This is a genomic window from Streptomyces cahuitamycinicus, from assembly GCF_002891435.1.
GTDB classification, from domain to species: domain Bacteria; phylum Actinomycetota; class Actinomycetes; order Streptomycetales; family Streptomycetaceae; genus Streptomyces; species Streptomyces cahuitamycinicus.
This window is the reverse complement of record NZ_POUC01000589.1, coordinates 1-3,892: the sequence shown is the minus strand read 5'-3', so window position 1 is coordinate 3,892 and position 3,892 is coordinate 1. Positions and strand designations below refer to the sequence as shown.

The following is a 3,892-nucleotide window of genomic DNA, read 5'->3' as shown; positions in this document are numbered from 1 at the left end:
CCGCCCAACTCCGCGTTCCTCCTGGCCGCGGTCGTCCTCGGCGGCATGGGCACCGTCGCAGGACCCCTCCTCGGCGCCGCCCTGCTCTACCTGCTCCCCGAGAAGCTCGTCTTCCTCCAGGAGAAGTCACTCCTCGCCTTCGGCATCGCGCTCGTCCTCCTGATGCGCTTCCGCCCCGAAGGCATCATCGCCAACCGCCGACGCCAGCTCGAATTCCACGAGACCGGCCAACTCGACGTACCCAAACAGACCACGCTGACCGACGAACCGGCCGTCACCAAGGCGGGGGCATAGCCACGATGACCACACAGCCCACACCTGTACTCGAAGCCCGCGACGTCACCATGCGCTTCGGCGGCCTCACCGCCGTACGCTCCGTCGACTTCACCGTCAACGCCGGCGAGATCGTCGGACTCATCGGCCCCAACGGCGCCGGCAAGACCACCTTCTTCAACTGCCTCACCGGCCTGTACGTCCCCACCGAGGGCACCGTCTCCTACAAAGGCACCGTCCTCCCCCCCAAACCCCACCTCGTCACCCAGGCCGGCATCGCCCGCACCTTCCAGAACATCCGCCTGTTCGCCAACATGACGGTCCTGGAAAACGTCCTCGTCGGACGCCACACCCGAACGAAGGAAGGCCTGTGGTCGGCCCTGCTGCGCGGCCCCGGCTTCAAAAAAGCCGAACGCGCCAGCGAAGAACGCGCCATGGAACTCCTCGAGTTCATCGGCCTCGCCCACAAACGTGACCACCTCGCACGGAACCTGCCGTACGGCGAACAGCGCAAGCTCGAAATCGCCCGCGCCATGGCCTCCGAACCCGGCCTGCTCCTGCTCGACGAACCCACCGCCGGCATGAACCCCCAGGAGACCAGAGCCGCCGAGGAACTCGTCTTCGCCATCCGCGACAAGGGCATCGCCGTCCTCCTCATCGAGCACGACATGCGCTTCGTCTTCAACCTCAGCGACCGCGTCGCCGTCCTCGTCCAAGGCGAAAAACTCGTCGAAGGCACCCCCGACGTCGTCCAGGCCGACGAACGCGTCGTCGCCGCCTACCTCGGCGAACCCTTCGAAGGCGCCCCCGGCCAAGCCGAAGCCGCCGAGGTCGAGGCCGCCGAAGCCGCCGCCGACGCGACCAGCACCACCAGCAGCACCAAGGGAGAAGCCCAGTGACCGCACTCCTCGAAGTCGAGGACCTCCGGGTCTCCTACGGCAAGATCGAAGCCGTCAAAGGCATCTCCTTCAGCGTCGAAGCCGGCCAGGTCGTCACCCTCATCGGCACCAACGGCGCCGGCAAGACGACCACCCTGCGCACCCTCTCAGGCCTGCTCAAGCCCACATCCGGGAAGATCCTCTTCGACGGCAAACCGCTGAGCGGCGTCCCCGCCCACAAGATCGTCGCCCTCGGCCTCGCCCACTCTCCCGAAGGCCGACACATCTTCCCCCGCCTCACCATCGCCGAGAACCTCCAGCTCGGAGCGTTCCTCCGCAAGGACAAAGAAGGCATCGAAAAAGACATCCAGCGCGCCTACGACCTCTTCCCCATCCTCGGCGAACGCCGCAAGCAGGCGGCCGGAACACTGTCGGGCGGCGAACAGCAGATGCTCGCCATGGGCCGCGCCCTAATGTCCCAGCCGAAACTGCTCATGCTCGACGAACCCTCCATGGGCCTCTCCCCGATCATGATGCAGAAGATCATGGCGACCATCTCCGAGCTGAAGTCCCAGGGCACGACGATCCTCCTCGTCGAACAGAACGCCCAGGCCGCGCTCTCCCTCGCCGACCAAGGCCACGTCATGGAGGTCGGCAACATCGTCCTCTCCGGCACCGGACAGGACCTGCTCCACGACGAATCGGTACGCAAGGCGTACCTGGGCGAGGACTGACCTCCCGCACCGCCGCACGCCGAGAGGCCCGCTTCCCCTTCGATCCAGAAAGGGAAGCGGGCCTCTCGCGTCGAGCTCTCAGCCGTTGTCGGCCTTCTTCTCGTCCGCGTCCTGAATGACAGCCTCCGCGACCTGCTGCATCGACATCCGCCGATCCATCGACGTCTTCTGGATCCACCGGAAAGCCGCCGGCTCCGACAGCCCGTACTCCGTCTGCAGAATCGACTTCGCCCGGTCCACCAGCTTCCGCGTCTCCAACCGCAGCGTGAGGTCCGCGACCTCCTTCTCCAGCTCCTTCAGCTCCGTGAACCGCGAAACGGCCATCTCGATCGCCGGCACGACATCCGTCTTGCTGAACGGCTTCACGAGATACGCCATGGCACCCGCATCCCGAGCCCGCTCCACCAGATCCCGCTGCGAGAACGCGGTCAGCATCAGCACCGGCGCGATGCTCTCCTCCGCGATCTTCTCCGCCGCGGAGATACCGTCCATCTTCGGCATCTTCACATCGAGAATGACAAGGTCCGGCCGGTGCTCACGAGCCAACTCCACCGCCTGCTCACCATCCCCGGCCTCACCGACGACCGTGTACCCCTCCTCCTCCAGCATCTCTTTGAGATCGAGCCGGATCAGCGCCTCGTCCTCGGCGATGACGACCCGCGTCGTCAACGGAGGCACGTGCGACTTGTCCTCTTCAGGCACGTCAACAGGCTGGGGCGACTCGGGGGCACTCACGTGGGCTCCTTGGTAGGGGCAGGCCGGTACTGCTCCCAAGAGCGTACCTAGCTGCGACCGACTGAGGTGAACCGGTACACTCCCTGAGGGTTACCCAGCCGGGTTGGCGGAACAGGCTTACGCGGATGTCTCAAACACATCTGTCCGAGAGGACATACGGGTTCGAATCCCGTACCCGGCACTCCCGCCCAAAGCGGAGGATCACGTTCGCATGATCCTCCGCCTTTTGCTGCTCAGGGTCATGGTCAGTAGCACAGAGTGATCGCATGTACGACCTCAGCACGCGCGAGCGAGCACTCGCACTGGTGGCCAAAGGCCGCAGTCTGAACTCCGTGAGCCGCCAAACGGGCATCTCACGATCCGCGATCCGGTCCTGGCAGGACCGCCTCCAGCCGCGCCCCCGTATGGCGCATCCGGACCCCGGACCACCCTCCGACGAGTCCGCATACGCATACCTACTGGGCCTCTACCTCGGTGACGGTTGCATCAGCCCTCACTCGCGTGGCGGCTACTACCTCAGGATTGCCTGCGCGGACGACTGGCCCGGGCTCATCAAGGAGTGCCGTGAGGCCATCGGGAAAGTGCGCCCTGGTGTAGGCGTCTACCTCGCGCAGAAGCAAGGCTGTGTCGCGGTCACCAGCTATTGCCGGAGCTGGCCGGTCCTCTTCCCCCAGCACGGCCCCGGCAAGAAGCACGCACGCCGTATCGCCCTCGAACCCTGGCAACAAGTCATCGTCGACGCCCATCCCTGGGAGTTCATCCGGGGGCTCATCCACTCCGACGGCTGTCGGATCACCAACTGGACGACCCGCCTCGTCGGCGGTGAGCGGAAGCGCTATGAGTATCCGCGGTACTTCTTCTCCAACAAGTCGGACGACATCCGGAGGCTCTTCACCGACGCCTTGAACAGGGTGGGCGTCGAGTGGAGCACATTGGCCCGCGGGAGCGATCCGTTCAACATCTCCGTCGCCCGCAAAGCCTCCGTCGCTCTCATGGACGCCCACGTAGGCCCCAAGTACTGACGGCGCGCTACTCCGCGATGTGGTGGACCCGGACCATGTTCGTCGAGCCGGAGACTCCGGGTGGGGAGCCTGCCGTGATGACGACCGTGTCGCCCGGGCGGCAGCGGCCGTAGCGCGACAGCAGTTCGTCGACCTGGTCGACCATCGCGTCCGTGGAGTCGACGCACGGGCCGAGGAAGGTCTCGACGCCCCAGGTGAGGCTGAGTTGGGACCGGGTGGCCTGGTCGGGGGTGAAGGCGAGGAGGGGGAT

At 65.8% G+C, this 3,892-nt stretch carries 5 protein-coding genes, 1 tRNA gene and 1 pseudogene; 5 read left to right on the top strand and 2 right to left on the bottom strand.

Annotated features, from left to right (window positions below):
- From C1J00_RS39815 to C1J00_RS39805, 3 genes and pseudogenes are all read left to right on the top strand, one after another.
- A pseudogene (locus tag C1J00_RS39815) lies at positions 1–294 on the top strand (branched-chain amino acid ABC transporter permease); the annotation flags it as partial.
- Between the two features lie 5 nt (positions 295–299).
- A complete protein-coding gene (locus C1J00_RS39810) occupies positions 300–1,172 on the top strand; it encodes an ABC transporter ATP-binding protein (RefSeq protein ID WP_102913735.1) in 873 nt (290 codons plus the stop codon).
- Entirely contained in the window at positions 1,169–1,885 is a 717-nt protein-coding gene (locus C1J00_RS39805; RefSeq protein WP_102913734.1) for an ABC transporter ATP-binding protein, read from the top strand. Before C1J00_RS39810 ends, C1J00_RS39805 begins: the two co-directional genes overlap by 4 nt.
- A 78-nt stretch (positions 1,886–1,963) precedes the next feature.
- On the opposite strand, the gene C1J00_RS39800 is transcribed toward C1J00_RS39805, so the two are convergent.
- Positions 1,964–2,620: an ANTAR domain-containing response regulator gene (locus C1J00_RS39800; protein ID WP_102913733.1), complete on the bottom strand. Its 657-nt coding sequence runs from the start codon at positions 2,618–2,620 to the stop codon at positions 1,964–1,966.
- Between the two features lie 97 nt (positions 2,621–2,717).
- Between C1J00_RS39800 and C1J00_RS39795 the strand changes: the two genes are divergently transcribed.
- Together C1J00_RS39795 and C1J00_RS39790 are read left to right on the top strand one after the other, a co-directional pair.
- Positions 2,718–2,801, top strand: a tRNA-Leu gene (locus C1J00_RS39795).
- 85 nt (positions 2,802–2,886) lie between these two features.
- On the top strand, positions 2,887–3,642 hold the full coding sequence (locus C1J00_RS39790) for a helix-turn-helix domain-containing protein (RefSeq protein ID WP_102913732.1): 756 nt from the start codon (positions 2,887–2,889) through the stop codon (positions 3,640–3,642).
- Between the two features lie 7 nt (positions 3,643–3,649).
- On the opposite strand, the gene C1J00_RS39785 is transcribed toward C1J00_RS39790, so the two are convergent.
- On the bottom strand, positions 3,650–3,892 hold a 243-nt coding region (locus tag C1J00_RS39785), incomplete at its 5' end, for a pyruvate kinase alpha/beta domain-containing protein (protein ID WP_281262795.1).